We start from the raw sequence: 16,204 nt of genomic DNA on the forward strand, positions 1-16,204 counted from the left end.
GGACCCAGTGACGAAAGCGAAGGGCGTCTCACGCAAGCGAGTCGGTCATGGAGGCCCTGCCTGCGTCATTCACCGGCTCGTTACCTGATGGTATTCAGCATCGTCTCGCGCTCGGATAGGGTGGCGCAGGTGAAGGCCATTCGTCGGTTCACCGTCCGTACCGTCCTCCCCGAACCCATCAAGGCTCTGGCGTCCCTCGCCACGAATCTGCGGTGGTCGTGGCATCAGCCCACGCGGGATCTCTTCGAGAGCCTCGATCCGGACCTGTGGGCCGAGAGCCGGCACGATCCGATCGGCTTCCTCGGTTCGGTCACGCGCGAGAAGCTCGTCGCCCTCGCCGCCGACCCCGACGTCGTCGAACGCGTGGCCGAAGCGGGCGAGGACCTGCGGTGCTACCTCGAGGAGCCGCGCTGGTACCAGACGCTCGGTTCCGAAGTGCCTCGATGCGTTGCATACTTCTCCCCCGAATTCGGCATCACCGAGGTGCTGCCCCAGTACTCGGGCGGCCTCGGCATCCTTGCGGGCGATCACCTCAAGGCCGCCTCGGACCTCGGAGTGCCGCTCATCGGGGTCGGGCTCCTCTACCAGTCCGGCTACTTCAAGCAGGCCCTCTCGCGGGATGCGTGGCAGCAGGAGACCTACCCCGTCCTCGACCCGGATGCTCTCCCCCTCACGCTCGTGAAGGAGGAGGACGGAACCCCGGCCGTCGTCACCCTGCCGCTGCCGAACGGCCGGAAGCTTCACGCTTACCTCTGGCGCGCCGACGTCGGGCGCGTGCCCCTGCTCCTGCTCGACTCGAACGTGCCCACCAACGACGACGGCGCCCGCGCCATCACCGACCGCCTCTACGGTGGCGGCGGCGACCACCGACTCCAGCAGGAGCTTCTGCTCGGCATGGGCGGCGTCAAGGCGCTGCGCATCTTCGAGCGGCTCACGGGCCGTCCCGCCCCCGAGGTCTTCCACACGAACGAGGGCCACGCGGGCTTCCTGGGAATCGAGCGCATTCAAGAGCTCATGTCCGCTGAGGACCCGCTCAGCTGGGACGAGGCGCTCGTCGCCGGCCGCGCGTCGACCGTCTTCACGACGCACACCCCGGTCGCCGCCGGCATCGACCGCTTCGATGCCGCCCAGATCAAGTACTTCTTCGACGCGGGCCTCGCGCCGGACGTGCCCACGGGCAAGATCCTCGAGCTTGGGCGCGAGAGCTACGACGGCGGGGATCCTTCCGTGTTCAACATGGCCGTCATGGGGCTCCGCCTCGCGCAGCGTGCCAACGGCGTGGCGAAGCTCCACGGGGAGGTCTCCCGCGCGATGTTCTCCGGGCTGTGGCCGGGCTTCGACCACTCCGAGGTGCCGATCACGTCCGTGACGAACGGCGTGCACGTTCCCACGTGGATCGACCCGAGCGTCACGACGATGGCGGAGCTCATGGAGCCAGGTGCCGCCGTCGCCGGCCGTTGGGATCTCGTGTTCAACGTGAGCGACGAGGAGATCTGGGCCGTTCGGCGGAAGCTGCGCGGGCGCCTGATCGAGGACGTACGACGGCGGCTGCGCGGCTCGTGGAAGAAGCGCGGCGCCGCGGACGCCGAGCTGCGCTGGACCGACACTGTGCTCGATCCCGATGTCCTCACGATCGGCTTCGCCCGCCGCGTGCCGACCTACAAGCGGCTCACGCTCATGCTCCGCGACCCGGCCCGGCTCAAGCGGCTCCTGCTCGACCCCGAGCGCCCGGTTCAGATCGTCGTCGCAGGCAAGTCGCACCCCGCCGACGAAGCGGGCAAGCGGATGATCCAGGACCTCGTCCGCTTCACCGATGATCCCGAGGTGCGGCACCGGATCGCGTTCCTCCCGAACTACGACATTGCGATGGCGCGCACGCTGTTCCCGGGCTGCGACGTCTGGCTCAACAATCCGCTCCGCCCGCTCGAGGCCTGCGGCACGTCTGGGATGAAGGCCGCGATCAACGGCTCGCTCAACCTCTCCGTGCTCGACGGGTGGTGGGACGAGATGTATGACGGGCAGAACGGCTGGGCCATCCCGACCGCAGGAGACAAGGCGAGCGCCCAGGAGCGCGACGACGTCGAGGCGGCGGCGCTCTACGACCTCCTCGAGAACCAGATCGCTCCGCGGTTCTACGGCGTCCCCAACCGGGCGGCCGGCGCGGACTCCGCAGGCGCGGCTGGTCCGTCCCTCGACGGGCCGCACGGTGTCCCCAAGAGCTGGATCTCGATGATCAAGCACACGCTCTCGCACCTCGGTCCGGCCGTCTCCGCGGACCGCATGCTCGGAGACTACGTCCGGGAGCTCTACACCCCGGCGGCCGCCTCGGGCCGCGCCGTGCGAGCCGACGACTTCCGGCAGGCCCGCGAGCTCGCAGCGTGGACCAAGCACGTCCGGACGAACTGGTCCCAGGTGCACGTCGAGCACATCGATTCGAGCGGCCTCTCCGAGGTCCCGCAGATCGGCGACACTCTGCACGTCAACGCCTACCTCAACCTGGGGGTCCTGAACCCGACCGACGTCCTCGTCGAGCTCGGCTACGGGCGCGTCGACGAGAGCGACGAGCTCACGCACACGCGCATCGAGGAACTCGAGGCCGCGCAGAACTTCGGCAACGGGCGCTACATGTTCAGCGGGAAGGCCATGATCGAGCACTCGGGTCCCTTCGGCTACACCGTGCGCGTCATGCCCAAGCACGAGGGCCTCGCCTCGAAGGCCGAACTCGGCCTCGTCGTCAACGCGGGCTAGGGCGTCTTCCCGTAGGGCGTCCGCACGGCGGGCTTCGGCTGCTGCGCGGGCGCCCCGAGGCGTGCACGGTAGATCGTGAGCGACCAGGGCTCGGCAACGTCCGCCTGACCGCTCGCGAAGACGGTCCCGATGCGTTGCTCGCCTCGGGGCGCCGTCGAGTACCGGAGCTCGAACGCGTAGTCGTTCCCAAACGGCTCGGGGAACACGAGCGCCTTCTCCTCGGGACTGCCGTTGATCACGACGAGTCCGTCGAGGTACCCCTCCCGTGATCCGAGCAGGAACTGCAGGACGCGCTGCCGTGGGTCCTGCCAGCGGTCCGGATCCATGGGCTGCCCGTCGGCGCCGAACCAGTGGAAGTAGTTGCCCTCCTCACGGGCGGGATAGCTGGGCGGCTGCCGCTCGAGGAAGTCGCGCCGGATCCGGATGAGCCAGCGGGTGTGGTCGAGGAGTTCGCGCCCCGCCGAGTCGAGCTTCCAGTTGAGCCACGTGGTCTCGTTGTCCTGGCAGTAGGCGTTGTTGTTGCCCTGCTGGGTGCGCCCGAACTCGTCGCCGGCCGTGATCATCGGGACGCCGAGAGACACCATGAGCGTAGCCATCAGGTTCTTGGCCGACTGGGTTCGGGCGGCGATGATCGACTCGACCTCGGTCCGGCCCTCGAAGCCGTGGTTGTAGCTCCGGTTGTCGGTCGCGCCGTCGCGGTTCTGCTCGCCGTTCGCCTCGTTGTGCTTGCGGTGGTACGCGGTGAGGTCGGCGAGGGTGAAGCCGTCGTGGGCCGTGGTGAAGTTGATCGACGCCATCGCTGTCCGGCCGGACCCGGCGAACAGCCCGTGCGAGCCCGACAGGACGTCGGCGAGCCGCGCCGTCGGCCCTCCTTGACCGCCGCCCTCGATGGCGCCCCGATCCGAGAGCCAGAAGTCGCGCACCGCGTCGCGGTAGTGATCGTTCCAGTCCGCCCATCCCTGGGGGAAGCGGCCCGTCTGCCATCCGCCCATGCCGACGTCCCACGGCTCGGCAATGAGCTTGGCGCGCGAGACGACGGGATCTGCGGCGGCTGCCACGAGGAACGGGTGCAGCGGAGTGAACTGGTGCTGCACGTCGCGGCACAGCGTCACGGCAAGATCGAAGCGAAATCCGTCAATCTGATAGTCCTCGGCCCAGAAGCGCAGGGAATCCAGCGCGAGCTGGACAACGCGGGGATTGCCGAAGTCGAGGGTGTTCCCGCATCCTGTCGTGTCGATGTACTGGCCGGCGGGATCGGTCCGGTAGTAGTTGCTGTCCCCGAGCCCGCGGAAGTTCACAAGCGGGCCGTTCGGCCCCTCCTCCGCCGTGTGGTTGTAGACGACGTCGAGGATCACCTCGATGCCCGCCGCGTGCAGGAGCTTGACCATGCCCTTGAGCTCGTCCTGAACGGCTTGCGGGCCGGCGGTCTGGGCTTCAGCCGTCGCGTAGGCGGGGTGCGGCGCGAAGAACGCGGCGGTGTTGTAGCCCCAGTAATTCGTAAGGCCCAGATCCTGGAGGTGCGTCTCGTCCAGATGGAAGTGGATGGGCAGGAGTTCGACCGCGGTGATGCCGAGCTGCTGGAAGTGCGCAATCATCTCAGGGTGGGCCATGCCCGCGTAGGTGCCGCGCAGTTCCTCCGGGATGTCCGGATGGCGCATGCTCTGGCCTCGGACGTGGGCCTCGTAGATGATCGAATCGCGCCATGGGATACCCGGCTTGCCGACGCCGCCCCAGTCGAAGTAGTCGTGCACGCGCACGCCCATGAGCTGCTCGCGTTCCGCCTCGCCGTCCTCGCCCGGGAGTTCGACCGTCGCGACGGCCCGGGCGTACGGGTCGAGGAGGAGCTGGGCAGCACCGGGTCCGGGAGCCTTGCCGTTGCTCGCGGTCCGGGCAGCGAACGCGTAGCGCGTCCCCTCGGGGATTCCGGCGACGAGGCCGTGGTGGACGCCGTCGGTCAGCTCGGGCAGCGGTTCCTTGTGCCACGTGCCGGCCGCATCGATGAAGTGCACGTCGACGGCGTCGAGCGCCGGCGCGTAGACGGCCAGGTTGACGGTCTGCGTCGCCTGCTGTTCCGCGCTGCGTGCTGGTGTGAGGCCGAGCGGGAACGGCTGCGATGGGGTGACCACGAAGGCCAACGGCATCGTCATGTTGCTGCTCATCGCGCCCATCCTACTGTCGCCGGGTGACCACGAGGTTGTGGGCACCTAGAGCATTACTCGGTTGGCAAGCACCGGGAGAGTTCGCCGCGCCTCCTCGACGGCGCTGGGATCGATGTCCGCGTACAGGATTTCGGGGCCGTCCCCCGCGCGTTCGATGAGCTTGCCGTAGGGGCTGACGACGGCGCTCCGGCCGATGCCGGTCGGGGCACCGCGCCGCGCATCGACTCCCGCTGCCGACGGGTCCGACTGACCGCACGCGAGCACATAGCTCGTCGTATCGGCGGCGCGGGCTCGCACGAGCAGGTCCCATTGCTCCGCCTTACCCGGGCCCGCGCCCCACGACGCACACACGATCTGAACTTGCGCTCCGGCCTCCGCGTTGGCAGTGAAGAGCGCCGGGAACCTCACGTCGTAGCAAGTCCCGAGGCCGAACGTGACCTCGTCGACCGTGAATTGGCGCGGCTCAGTGCCCGCCGTCACCGTATCCGACTCCTTGAAGCCGAAGGCGTCGTAAAGGTGGATCTTGTCGTAATGGGCATGGACGCCGCGCCCGTGGACGAGGAGCGTATTGCGCACCGTGTCCGCATCCCCCGGCGTGAACATGCCGACCACGACGACGACCCCCGCCTCGTCCGCGGCGGCGGCCACCGCCGTCGCCCACGGACCATCGAGCGGCTCCGCGATGTCGACGAGCGAGTTGCCGAAGGCGCGCATGCTCGCCTCGGGGAAGACGACGACGGCGGCCCGTCGCGCCGCGGCCTCCCGGATGCCGGCCCGGACGAGGTCGAGGTTCGCCGCGAGGTCGCGGCCGGTGGTCAGCTGGACGAGGGCGACACGCACGGCCATCAGCGAGTTCCGGCCCGTCGGGTCGAGACCTCGTAGAGCGAGATCGCGACGGCCATTCCGGCGTTGAGCGATTCCATGTGCGAGTCGATCGGAATCGAGACGATCTGGTCGCACAGCTCGCGGGTGAGGCGCGAGAGGCCCTTGCCCTCAGAGCCGACCACGAGGACGATCGGCTCCGTCGCGAGCTCGAGGCCCGGAAGCTTCACGTCCCCGTCCCCATCGAGCCCGAGCACGAAGTACCCTGCTTCCTTCGCCTGGCGCAGCACCGTGTTGAGGTTCGCGGCCTTGGCGACCGGAACACGCACCGCCGCCCCCGCACTCGTCTTCCACGCGGCGGCCGTCATCCCGACGCTGCGGCGCTCGGGCACGATCACGCCCTGGCCCGAGAACGATGAGACGGAGCGGATGATGGCGCCGAGGTTGCGCGGGTCCGTGATGCCGTCGAGGGCAACGAACAGCGGCATCGAGGAAATGTGGCCCTTGCGCCACTTCTCCATGGTTTCCTCGATGAGCTCGAACGCATCCGGGTATTCGTACTGCGGGATCTGGAGCACGACGCCCTGATGGATCGCGTCGCCCGTCATGCGGTCGAGCTCAGGCTTCTGCGCCTCCAGCAGCGGGATCCCGGCCTCCGCGGCGAGCTTCATGGACTCGCGGACGCGATCGTCCATCTCGATCCGCACGGCGACGTAGAGGGTCTTCGCGGGAACGCCCGCGCGGAGCGCCTCGACGACCGAGTTGCGGCCCGTGACCATCTCCTCCATGCCCTTAGGGCGGCCGCCGCCGCGACCCTCCGCTAGCCGGCCCGGCTGGCCCTGGCGCTTCGCGGCCGAACGCTCTGCGAGCTGCTTGGCCCGGTGTGCCTTGTGGTAGACGCGGTCCTCGGCCTTCGGCGTCGGGCCCTTGCCCTCGAGGGCCTTGCGCCCGTGGCCCCCCGTGCCGACGGTCGCGCCCTTCTTCTTGGTCTTGCGCGCTCCGGGGCGCCCGTTGACGGCCATCTATGCTCCCGTTCCGGTTGTGCTGATCTGGGGTTGCGCGAGGCTCCATGTGGCCCCGTCGCTTGAGTCTTCAACGAGGATCCCGGCGGCGGAGAGCCTGTCGCGGATCGCATCCGCTGCTGACCAGTCCCTCGAAGCGCGGGCCTCTGCGCGTGCCTCGAGCTGCGCGGCGACCAGCGCACTCAGCGCGTGGTGCGCGGCGTCGTCGTACACGACGCCCACCGTGCCCGCGGCATCGAGGCCGAGCACGGACGTCATCGCGAGGACCTCCGCGAGGGCCTCCGCCACCGCCTCGGAATCGCCCACGGCGAGCGCCGTGTTGCCCCGCCGCACGGTCTCGTGGAGGACGGCGAGGGCTTGGGGAATGTTGAGGTCGTCGTCCATCGCCGCCGCGAAGGCTGAGGGCACCTGGCCCTCGCCGGCGCCGGTCACCTTGGACCGAGCCTTCTCGATGAACCCGTCGATGCGGTCGACGGCAGCCGCCGCCTCTTCGAGGGAGGTGGGCCGGTAGTCGAGGACCGAGCGGTAGTGCGCCTGGCCGAGGTAGTAGCGGACGACCCGCGGGCTCGCGAGCTCGAGCATCTCCGCCGGCGACACGACGTTGCCAATGGACTTCGACATCTTCTCGCCCTCGAAGGTGACCATGCCGTTGTGCATCCAGAAGTTCGCGAACCCGTCGCCTGCCGCCGTCGACTGCGCGAGCTCGTTCTCATGATGCGGGAAGCGCAGGTCGAGGCCTCCGCCGTGGATGTCGAAGCGCGGGCCGAGGTACTTCGTGGCCATCGCGGAGCACTCGAGGTGCCAGCCCGGCCGGCCGCGCCCCCAGGGGCTCGGCCAGCTCGCCGTCTCAGGCTCGCCGGCCTTGTGGCCCTTCCACAGCGCGAAGTCGCGCGGATCGTGCTTGCCCCGCGGGTCGGCGTCCGTGGCCGCCTGCATGTCGCCGATGCTCTGGTGAGTGAGCGAGCCGTACTCGGGCCACGAGCGGACATCGAAGTAGACGTCTCCGGAGCCGTCCTCCGCCGGGTACGCGTGGCCACGCTCGATGAGCCTCGCGATAAGCTCGTGCATCTCGGTCATGTGCCCGGTCGCACGCGGCTCATAGGTGGGGCGCTGCACGCCGAGGGTCTCGTACGCGCTCTCGAACTCCTGCTCGTAGCGATACGCGAGCGCGAACCACTGCTCGCGTGGGCGGTACGTGCCCTCGGGGACGAAGTCCGGCTCGAACGAGGCCTCGCTCTTGGCGAGGATCTTGTCGTCGATGTCCGTCACGTTCCGCACCACGGTCGTCTCGAAGCCGCGGTGCACGAGCCACCGCGTGAGCTGGTCGAACACGATCGCAGACCGGACGTGGCCCACGTGCGGCGAACCCTGCACCGTTGCACCGCAGTAGTAGACGCTCGCCTGACCGGGCACGAGCGGAATGAAGTCGCGGACTTCCTGGGTGGCGGAGTCGTAGAAGCGCAGGGTCACTTGATAAGGGTATCGGTCGCGACAGCCCCGGGCGGCGGCGTCGGGTAGACGAGCGCCGTCGCGACGGCGGCGACGCCTTCCCTCCTGCCGGTGAAGCCGAGGTGATCGCTCGTCGTGGCGGAAACGCTCACGGGTGCGCCGGCAGCCTCGGACAGAACACGCTGCGACTCCTCCCGGCGAGGTGCGAAGACCGGCCGCTGCGCGACGAACTGGACCGCGATATTCGCGATCTCGAAACCTGCGGCCCGGACAATTCGTGCGGCCTCGGCGAGCAGCGTCACCCCCGAAGCGCCGGCGTACTCGACACGCGCTGTCCCGAAGTGGGTCCCGAGATCGCCGACGCCGGCCGCCGAGAACAGCGCGTCCGCCGCGGCGTGGGCCACCGCGTCCCCGTCCGAGTGGCCAGCGAGTCCCCGCTCGCCCTCCCACAGGAGGCCGCCGAGCCACAGGGGCTGCGGCTCGTCCTCGGGGGCGTAGGCGTGGACGTCCACACCGATGCCGGTGCGCGGCACGATCATGATGGCTCCTGGGTGGGGCTGGGCTGGGTGAGGATGGTGCCCGGGCTGCCCAGGCTGCTCACGAGGGTCTCGGCGAGCCGCAGGTCGAGCGGGGTCGTGATCTTGAGCGATCGGGCGTCGCCCCGGACCACATACACAGGGAGGCCGAGCGACTCGACGAGCATCGCATCGTCCGTGATGGCAGCGGCGCGCTCTTCGGACCAGGTCTGGGACGTCCGGTGCGCGCGGAGGAGGGTCTCGGCATCGAAGCCCTGCGGCGTCTGCACCGCGCGCAGCGTCTCCCTCGCGGGTGTTCCGGTGACGACCTCGTCAGCGACGGACGCCTCGTCGTCGACCGTCCGCGCGACGCTCTTGACCGTATCGACGACCGGCACCGCGGGGATGACGGCGGCCGCTCCGTTCCGGAGCGCGGCGACCACCCGGTGGAAGACCTCGGGCGGCGTGAGGGGACGGGCGGCGTCGTGGACAAGGACATGAACTGTCCCGGGCTTCAACGCAGTTAGGGCGGACTGGACTGATTCTGCCCTCGTGGCCCCGCCCTGGACCACCGTGATCTCGGGCGCGCCCAGTTCCCTCGCCGTCCCCGCGGTGGCGCCCGGCTCGCTGGCGGCCGGCTCCGTGGTGGCTGGCTCCGTGGTGGCTGGCTCCGTGGTGGCTGGCTCAGTGGATGCCAGCTCTATAGCGAATGCGCGGCACACGGCCGCCAACTCGTCGTCGTCCGCGGGAACCGCGACACAGATCTGGCGAGCCGAACTGGCGGCGACCACTCCGCGGAGCGCGTGCAGCAGCATCGGCTCGCCACACACCGGCACGAGGGCCTTGGGCATGCCGTACCCGAGGCGCGTCCCTGCGCCGGCAGCAACAACGACGACGGCGACCGGCTCGGTGGGCGCGGAGGCGCTGGCGGTGGCTGCAGTCACCCGGTCAGCCTAGCGCCCGACCGACCCCACCAACTTCTGCGCCGAACTCCCCAACCCTCACGCCGGTCTCCCCAACTCTCGCGCCGGGTTCCCCAACTTCCGGCCCGGCCCTCCCCAACTTCCGGCCCGGCCCTCCCCAACTTCCTTGACGACGGAGGTCAACCGCGTGAGATTCGGGAGCTGATTCTGGGGACCCCGGAAGAGTAGCTGGGGAGGACGGCACAGAACCTGAGGAGGACGGCCTCCTTTTTCCCCGCCCCTAGACACGAAAAGGCCCCTACAGCCTTCGCTGCAGGGGCCCCACGAGAGCCTGAAACTCAGGACGCAAGAACCTCGTCGAGGACACTCGCGGCCTGTTCCTCATCCGTCTTCTCAGCGAGCGCGAGCTCGGAGATGAGGATCTGACGGGCCTTGGCCAACATCCGCTTCTCACCGGCAGAGAGGCCACGATCCTGATCGCGACGCCACAGGTCGCGGACGACCTCGGCAACCTTGATGACATCGCCCGAGGCGAGCTTCTCAAGATTCGCCTTGTAACGGCGGGACCAGTTGGTGGGCTCTTCGGTGAATTCGGCACGAAGGACGTCGAAAACGTGCTCGAGCCCTTCCTTGCCCACAACATCGCGGACTCCTACGAGATCCACGTTTTCAGCTGGTACTTCAATCGTTAGATCACCCTGTGCCACTTTGAGCTTGAGGTACATCTTCTCTTCGCCCTTGATAGTGCGCATTTTGATCTCTTCGATCTTGGCTGCACCGTGGTGGGGGTAAACAACCGTCTCGCCAACCTCAAAAACCATGTGGACATTCCCCTTTCCCGCAAGCCAGTCTATCACGTCCGATAGTCCGATCCGGGCCCGGGACGGCCCGCGATCGGCGGAATCACGCGGGAGAGCGGTTGCTGGAGTACGACGGCGGGGGGTTGACGAATCTTCAAGAAAGTGCTTCACGTCACGAGGTTGCCGCGCTGCGGAATCTACGATCTGTCGAAATTCGGGCTACGCTAGGGGCGACCAGACCTCTTACACCCATCCAACAGGAGCGAGCTGTGCGTTTCACTGCTTCGACCCCCGCCAAGCGGGTTGCCCTCGTGGCTGCCATCGGCGTGGGCCTGCTGACGGCCACCGGCTGCGGATATATCAACCCGCAGCAGACCGCCTCACCGTACGCGGCGTCTGACGGCATTGATGCCAACGTCGGATCCCTCCAGCTGCGCAACGCACTCATCGCCTCCGCCGGCAACGCAGGCTCCTCCCCGACGCCGAGCGCCGGCGCCCCCGGCCGGATGCTTGGCAGCCTCTACAACACCTCCTCGAATGACCTCTCGGTCACGATGACGACGCCTGGCCAGAGCACGGTCAGCCTGACCGTCCCGAGCAACGGCACCGTCCGGCTCGAGGACAATCCGACGCCGGCTGACTTCGCGAACGTGGGCGGCGTCCCAGGTTCGCTCGTGAGCGTCAAGGTCTCCGACGGCACCTCGACGCAAGACGTTCAGATCCCGGTCCTCGACGGGACGCTAGAGCAGTACCGCCAGTTCCTTCCGTCGCCGTCCGCGAAGGCGACGAGCTCGGCCACCGCTGGCGCTACCAACACGGCTACCTCCAGCACGGCCACCTCCAGCGCGTCCACCGCGACGCCGTCGGCCACAGCCAGCCACTGACCAGCCAGCCACTGAAGAAGGCTGACGAGCCAACGCGACAACGACGACGGCCGCTCACCCCACGCGGGGTGAGCGGCCGTCGTCGTTCGTTGACTCGCTCAGCCGGCCCCGCGGATCAGGGTTCGAACTTGTAGCCGAGGCCGCGGACGGTGACGAGATAGCGCGGGCTCGAAGGGTCCGGCTCGATCTTGCTCCGGAGTCGCTTGACGTGGACGTCGAGGGTCTTTGTGTCCCCCACGTAGTCGGAGCCCCACACCCGGTCGATGAGCTGACCGCGGGTGAGCACCCGGCCCGAGTTGCGGAGCAGCATCTCGAGCAGCTCGAATTCCTTGAGCGGAAGGGCCACCTGCTCGCCCTCGACACTCACGACGTGCCGCTCAACATCCATGCGCACCGGCCCCGCCTGGACTGTGGAGGAGATGAGCTCCTCCGGTTCGCCGTGGCGGCGCAAGACGGCGCGAACCCGGGCGACGAGCTCGCGGGACGAGTACGGCTTGGTGACGTAGTCGTCGGCTCCGAGTTCAAGCCCCACGACCTTGTCGATCTCCGAGTCCTTGGCGGTCAGCATGATCACCGGGACGTTCGAGCGCTGCCGGAGCTGGCGGCACACCTCGGTTCCGGGGGTGCCGGGAAGCTGGAGGTCGAGCAGCACAAGGTCGGCTCCGTTGCGGTCGAACTCGACGAGAGCGTCGTTGCCGTTGTCAACGACCTCCACCTCGTAGCCTTCCTTGCCGAGGAGGAAGGAAAGCGGGTCGCTGAACGACTCTTCGTCCTCCACGATCAAGATCCTGCTCAAGCCATTGCTCCTTGTTCCGGGGGCCGGGCGGCCCCTTTGTCATGTTCTTGGTCTTCGTCCATCTCGGGCAGCCGCACGGTGAACGTAGAGCCCTTGCCGAGCTGCGACCACACGGTCACCTCGCCTCCATGGTTCTCCACGACGTGCTTGACGATGCTCAGGCCGAGGCCCGTGCCGCCCGTCTGCCGCGACCTGGCCGCATCCACCCGGTAGAAGCGCTCGAACACGCGCTCCTGGTCCTCGGGCCGCAGGCCCTCGCCCTGATCCGTGACCGAGACGGACACGAGACCGTCCTTGTCGCGCACGCCGACACCGACCTTGGTGTTCTCAGGCGAGTAGCGGATCGCGTTGTCGATGAGGTTGCGGAACGCATTCACGAGCAGGTCGGGGTCCCCATAGACCTTGCGCTGGCTCGATCCGCCGACGACGACGGAGATGCCCTTCGTCTCTGCCGCGAGCCTGGAGCGGTCGACGGCGTCCGCCACGACTTCGTTGATGTCGACGACCTTGCCCTGATGGACGATGTCCGCTCCCTGGAGCCGCGAGAGCTCGATGATGTCCTGGACGAGGGCCGCGAGGCGCGTGGACTCCTTGTGCATCCGCTGCGCGAAACGGCGGACGGCGTCCTCGTCGTCCGGGCTGGCCTCGAGCGCCTCCGCGAGGAGGGAAATCGCGCCGACCGGCGTCTTGAGCTCGTGCGAAACGTTCGCGACGAAGTCGTTGCGGATGCGTTCTGTGCGGGTGATCTCGGTGCGGTCGTCGGCGAGCAGGAGGATGTACTCCTCGCCGAGCATCGCCGCGCGGACCTGGATGATGATGGTCCCCTGCCCGAGAGGACCGCGTGGGAGTTCGAGCTGCTGTTCGATGACGACGCCGTTGCCACGCACCTTCGCCGTCATCTCGAGGAGCTCCCGGTGGACGACCGTGTGCCCGCGGACCAGGCCGTACGCATAGGCAGCCGGGCTCGCGCGGACGACGCTGTCGATGGCGTCGACGACGACGAAGGCCTTGCCGAGGACGGACAGCACGTCGGCCGCCCCGTCTGGGAACGATGCCTCGCCCGGGCCTTCCTCGAGCAGCGCCCGCTGGCGCTCGCTTGCGCGGAACGCGAGGACGCCGAAGGCGCCGAAGGACAGGCCGACAAGACCCGCCACGATGCCGACGACGAGAGGATCCACACCTTTAGCTTAGAGGCCGCATGGAGGCCCGCCGCTCGGGATTGGCGTGCTGAGACCGCGGTTCACGTATCGTTCATTTCAGGGCAGACAAGTATTCATCTGCCGCTGAGAGTGTGACGAGTCGGAGTGCCCCGAGGGGCAGAAGGCGCGGTGACGGGACGGCATTCCCCCGCCCGTGCGCGTCGAGACGGAGCACTGAGGAAAGGACACCGCCGTGCGCAAGGTATTCCAGGAAGAACTCAAATTGGTCCACGACGATCTCGTGGAGATCGCAAGGCTCGTCGCGGTGGCGCTCGACAAGGCTGTCGACTCCTTCCAGAACACCGACGTCGATCTCGCCCAGGAGGTCATCGCGGAGGATGCGCGCATCGACTTCCGCCAGACGGCGCTCGACGAGCGAGCGATCGACATCCTCGCGCTTCAGGGGCCCGTGGCGAGCGACCTTCGCACGATTGTCGGGTCCCTCCGCATGAGCGCCTCGCTCGAGCGGATGGGCGACCTCGCCCGGCACATCGCCCAGCTCACGCGCCTCCGCTACCCCGAGAACGCCGTCCCGGCGCCCCTCGCGCGGACGTTCGAGCGGATGGCCGAGCTGGACAAGACGATGATCGAGGATGTCGCGCAGCTCCTCGAGACCCACGATCTGACACTCGTCGCGAAGATCCAGGGCACGAATGCCGAGATCGACGATCTCCATGCGGGCGTCTTCCGCGCGATCGCCGATGCGTCGTGGAACGGTTCGCCGGCCCTCGCCGTCGACGCCGCTCTCGCGAGCCGCTACTTCGAGCGCTTCGCAGACCACGGCGTCTCGGTAGCGCGCAAGGTCTCCTACCTCGTCACCGGCGAGTGGGATGGGGACATGACGTCCAACTGACGTCCCCGCGCTCTGACCCCGACGACGACGGCGGCCGCTCACCCTATCTCGGTGAGCGGCCGCCGTCGTATGCTCCTACGCAGCGCGCCGAGCGCTACTTCTTGCCCTGGTTCTTCACGGCCTCGATCGACGCCGCCGCGGCGGCAGGGTCGAGGTACGTCCCCCCGGCGCTGGTCGGCTTGAAGTCCTCGCCGAGCTCGTAGACGAGCGGGATCCCGGTGGGGATGTTGAGGCCGGCGATGTCCTGGTCGGTGATGCCGTCGAGGTGCTTCACGAGCGCGCGCAGCGAGTTGCCATGCGCGGTGATGAGCACCGTCTTGCCCGCGCGGAGCTCAGCCTTGATCTCCGACTCCCAGTACGGCATGAGCCGCTCGAGCACGTCCTTGAGGCACTCGGTCCGCGGGATGTCATCGCCGAGGTCCGCGTAGCGCGGGTCACCGACCTGGGAGAACTCGGAGTCGTCCGGGAGAGGGGGCGGCGGCACGTCGTACGAGCGGCGCCATTCCATGAACTGCGCCTCGCCGAACTCCGCGAGTGTCTGGGCCTTGTCCTTGCCCTGCAGGGCGCCGTAGTGGCGCTCGTTGAGCCGCCACGAGCGCTTCACGTCGATCCAGCCGCGGTCGGCCGCAGCGAGGGCGATGTTCGCCGTGTTGATCGCGCGCTTGAGCCGCGAAGTGAAGAGGATGTCCGGGAGGAGGCCCTTCTCAGCAAGCAGCTCGCCACCGCGCTGAGCCTCCTCGCGCCCCTGGTCGTTGAGGTCGACGTCCACCCAGCCCGTGAAGAGGTTCTTGGCGTTCCAGTCGCTGTGCCCATGGCGCAGCAGGATCAGCGTGTAAGTCATAGGGCTCATGCTATCGGGCGAGCCCCGCTCCCCGAGCGTCCGTGACGCCGGATGCGACGGCTTCCCACGCGACCGTGAGCTCACCGAGCCGCCAGCGTCCGGGGCCGTGAAGGACGGGCCACCCCGCCTCCTTGAGGGAGCGCACCGTGGTGATCCACCGCTGGCGATTCCCGAAGGGAGCGAGCGGGGCGGCGGCGGCCCATGCCGCATCGAGCGCCGCAAGGAACCCGTGGACCCGCTCGCCGGGTACGTTGCGGTGGATGAGCGCCTTCGGAAGGCGCTCTGCGACGTCGGACGGCCGCTCGAACGAGCCGAAGCGCAGGGCCACGGACAGCGTGCGCGGGCCGCCGCCGTCGAGCGCTACCCACGCCGCCCTGCGCCCGATCTCGTCGCACGTGCCCTCCACGAAAAGGCCGGCCGGCGCGAGGCGGGAGCACACGAGCTCCCAGATCGCGGCGACGTCCGCCTCCTCGTACTGCCGCAGCACGTTGAACGCCCGGACGAGCGCGGGGGCGCCGTCGACCGGCAGCTCGAAGCCTCCGAGGCGGAAGTCGAGTCCCTCCCGCTCGAGCGGCTTGGCCGCGGAGACCCGGCCCGACTCGATCTCGACCCCCGTGAGGCGGAAGTCGTCGCGCACGGTGCGGAGGCGCTCGAAGAGCTCGACGGCGGTTGCCGGGGAGGCGCCGTAGCCGAGGTCGACGGCGAGGGGCGACGGCGGCAGGGCACGGAAGCGGCGCGCGTTGACGCCCGTGATCCAGCGATCCACGCGGCGCATCCGGTTCGGGTTCGTGGTCCCCCGTGTGACGTTCCCGACGGGACGCCCACGCGTGGCCCTGATCGGGCTCGCCTTCTGGACCACTCGGTCAGCCGGCCGGGGTCAGGGTCAGCGCGACGAGACTGCCGGGCGCACGTCGGCGAGATAGATGCCGGCCGCGGTCACGGCGGCGAGCGTGAAGAGGCTCGGGCCGAACAGCGGGCTCACTGGGCTCAGGGCCGCGAGGATGCCGACGAGCGTCGCGCCGCCGGTGATGCCGAGCCAGAAGCCCTTCGTGCGCTTGAAGCCGGCTTCGAACGCCGCGCCCTTGCGGGTGACGCAGTCGATGAACGCCCACAGCGAGATGACGAGGCACAGCAGCGAGACCGCATAGCCCACGATGAGGTCGCTGTAGAAGACGATGTAGCTGGCGATCACA

General features: G+C 68.6%; 15 protein-coding genes. 3 read left to right on the forward strand and 12 right to left on the reverse strand.

Annotation, left to right across the window (positions count from 1 at the left end; all coding sequences use genetic code 11):
- Positions 1-129: 129 nt before the first annotated feature.
- Positions 130-2,748, forward strand: a complete 2,619-nt coding sequence (glgP, locus tag L0M17_RS16775; RefSeq protein ID WP_241055510.1) for an alpha-glucan family phosphorylase — start codon at positions 130-132, stop codon at positions 2,746-2,748.
- Here glgP and glgX read toward each other — a convergent pair.
- The 7 genes from glgX to L0M17_RS16810 all read right to left on the reverse strand — a co-directional run bounded on the left by glgX (position 2,745) and on the right by L0M17_RS16810 (position 10,459).
- Positions 2,745-4,895, reverse strand: a complete 2,151-nt coding sequence (gene glgX / locus L0M17_RS16780) for a glycogen debranching protein GlgX (RefSeq protein ID WP_372498073.1) — start codon at positions 4,893-4,895, stop codon at positions 2,745-2,747. The two genes, glgP and glgX, sit on opposite strands and share 4 nt — an antisense overlap.
- Before the next feature lie 57 nt (positions 4,896-4,952).
- Positions 4,953-5,747 (reverse strand): carbon-nitrogen hydrolase family protein, encoded by a 795-nt coding sequence (locus L0M17_RS16785; RefSeq protein ID WP_241056486.1) that lies wholly within the window; start codon positions 5,745-5,747, stop codon positions 4,953-4,955.
- A 5-nt stretch (positions 5,748-5,752) separates the two neighbouring features.
- Positions 5,753-6,751: a 23S rRNA (guanosine(2251)-2'-O)-methyltransferase RlmB gene (gene rlmB, locus L0M17_RS16790; RefSeq protein ID WP_241055514.1), complete on the reverse strand. Its 999-nt coding sequence runs from the start codon at positions 6,749-6,751 to the stop codon at positions 5,753-5,755.
- On the reverse strand, positions 6,752-8,221 hold the full coding sequence (gene cysS, locus L0M17_RS16795; RefSeq protein WP_241055516.1) for a cysteine--tRNA ligase: 1,470 nt from the start codon (positions 8,219-8,221) through the stop codon (positions 6,752-6,754). It lies immediately after the preceding gene.
- The gene (gene ispF, locus L0M17_RS16800; protein ID WP_241055517.1) at positions 8,218-8,739 is read right to left on the reverse strand and encodes a 2-C-methyl-D-erythritol 2,4-cyclodiphosphate synthase; all 522 of its coding nucleotides are present in this window, start codon (positions 8,737-8,739) and stop codon (positions 8,218-8,220) included. Before ispF ends, cysS begins: the two co-directional genes overlap by 4 nt.
- Positions 8,736-9,659, reverse strand: a complete 924-nt coding sequence (locus L0M17_RS16805) for an IspD/TarI family cytidylyltransferase (RefSeq protein ID WP_241055519.1) — start codon at positions 9,657-9,659, stop codon at positions 8,736-8,738. Before L0M17_RS16805 ends, ispF begins: the two co-directional genes overlap by 4 nt.
- Before the next feature lie 317 nt (positions 9,660-9,976).
- The gene (locus L0M17_RS16810; protein ID WP_043124850.1) at positions 9,977-10,459 is read right to left on the reverse strand and encodes a CarD family transcriptional regulator; all 483 of its coding nucleotides are present in this window, start codon (positions 10,457-10,459) and stop codon (positions 9,977-9,979) included.
- Between the two features lie 248 nt (positions 10,460-10,707).
- Here L0M17_RS16810 and L0M17_RS16815 point away from each other — a divergent pair, with 248 nt between their 5' ends.
- Positions 10,708-11,322, forward strand: coding sequence for a hypothetical protein (locus L0M17_RS16815; protein ID WP_241055521.1), 615 nt, complete (start codon positions 10,708-10,710; stop codon positions 11,320-11,322).
- Positions 11,323-11,437: 115 nt separating this feature from the next.
- Here the strand turns inward: L0M17_RS16815 and L0M17_RS16820 are convergent, their stop codons facing one another.
- Together L0M17_RS16820 and L0M17_RS16825 are read right to left on the reverse strand one after the other, a co-directional pair.
- Positions 11,438-12,118 carry a winged helix-turn-helix domain-containing protein gene (locus L0M17_RS16820; protein ID WP_241055522.1) on the reverse strand — a complete coding sequence of 227 codons (681 nt, stop codon included), beginning with the start codon at positions 12,116-12,118 and terminating at the stop codon, positions 11,438-11,440.
- Positions 12,115-13,296, reverse strand: coding sequence for a sensor histidine kinase (locus tag L0M17_RS16825; RefSeq protein WP_241055524.1), 1,182 nt, complete (start codon positions 13,294-13,296; stop codon positions 12,115-12,117). Before L0M17_RS16825 ends, L0M17_RS16820 begins: the two co-directional genes overlap by 4 nt.
- A 214-nt stretch (positions 13,297-13,510) precedes the next feature.
- On the opposite strand from L0M17_RS16825, the gene phoU reads away from it, so the two are divergent.
- On the forward strand, positions 13,511-14,170 hold the full coding sequence (gene phoU, locus L0M17_RS16830; protein WP_241055526.1) for a phosphate signaling complex protein PhoU: 660 nt from the start codon (positions 13,511-13,513) through the stop codon (positions 14,168-14,170).
- A gap of 94 nt (positions 14,171-14,264) precedes the next feature.
- Here phoU and L0M17_RS16835 read toward each other — a convergent pair whose 3' ends face one another.
- From L0M17_RS16835 to L0M17_RS16845, 3 genes are read right to left on the reverse strand one after another with little or no spacing between them, the layout of a single operon-like run.
- Entirely contained in the window at positions 14,265-15,011 is a 747-nt protein-coding gene (locus L0M17_RS16835) for a phosphoglyceromutase (RefSeq protein WP_241055528.1), read from the reverse strand.
- Positions 15,012-15,021: 10 nt separating this feature from the next.
- Positions 15,022-15,870 carry a class I SAM-dependent methyltransferase gene (locus L0M17_RS16840; RefSeq protein ID WP_241055530.1) on the reverse strand — a complete coding sequence of 283 codons (849 nt, stop codon included), beginning with the start codon at positions 15,868-15,870 and terminating at the stop codon, positions 15,022-15,024.
- Positions 15,871-15,894: 24 nt separating this feature from the next.
- Complete coding sequence (locus tag L0M17_RS16845; RefSeq protein WP_241055532.1) at positions 15,895-16,203, reverse strand: DUF2516 family protein; 309 nt, start codon at positions 16,201-16,203, stop codon at positions 15,895-15,897.
- Position 16,204: the final 1 nt, after the last annotated feature.

This window comes from Sinomonas terrae (genome assembly GCF_022539255.1).
Classification (GTDB): domain Bacteria; phylum Actinomycetota; class Actinomycetes; order Actinomycetales; family Micrococcaceae; genus Sinomonas; species Sinomonas terrae.